This window comes from Vibrio sp. 10N.222.46.A1 (assembly GCF_041473595.1).
In the GTDB taxonomy this organism is placed as follows: domain Bacteria; phylum Pseudomonadota; class Gammaproteobacteria; order Enterobacterales; family Vibrionaceae; genus Vibrio; species Vibrio tasmaniensis_A.
This window is the reverse complement of sequence record NZ_JBFRSN010000283.1, coordinates 1-266: the sequence shown is the minus strand read 5'-3', so window position 1 is coordinate 266 and position 266 is coordinate 1. Positions and strand designations below refer to the sequence as shown.

The following is a 266-nucleotide window of genomic DNA, read 5'->3' as shown; positions in this document are numbered from 1 at the left end:
ATTTTCTATTTTCTATTTGCAGACGCTTAACGGATTAATCTGTAGTTTCACTTACTATTAAGTTAAATCCCGTTCCCATCGAATCATCAATCGCCACTACTTGATACACAACACCGTTAACTAAGGTCGCAGGCGCGGAGTCAATAGCAACAGTAGATGGATCGCCAGCCACCGTAATCGTCACATAGTAAGTTCCCGCAGCTACATAAATACCATTCGCGAAATCTTTGAATTTCACATTACTCAACGCAGGCGTACTTCCAGAA

General features: G+C 41.7%; 1 pseudogene. It reads right to left on the bottom strand.

What is annotated here, in order from left to right:
• Window positions 1-34: 34 nt before the first annotated feature.
• A pseudogene (locus AB4496_RS09500) lies at window positions 35-266 on the bottom strand (2-dehydropantoate 2-reductase); the annotation flags it as partial.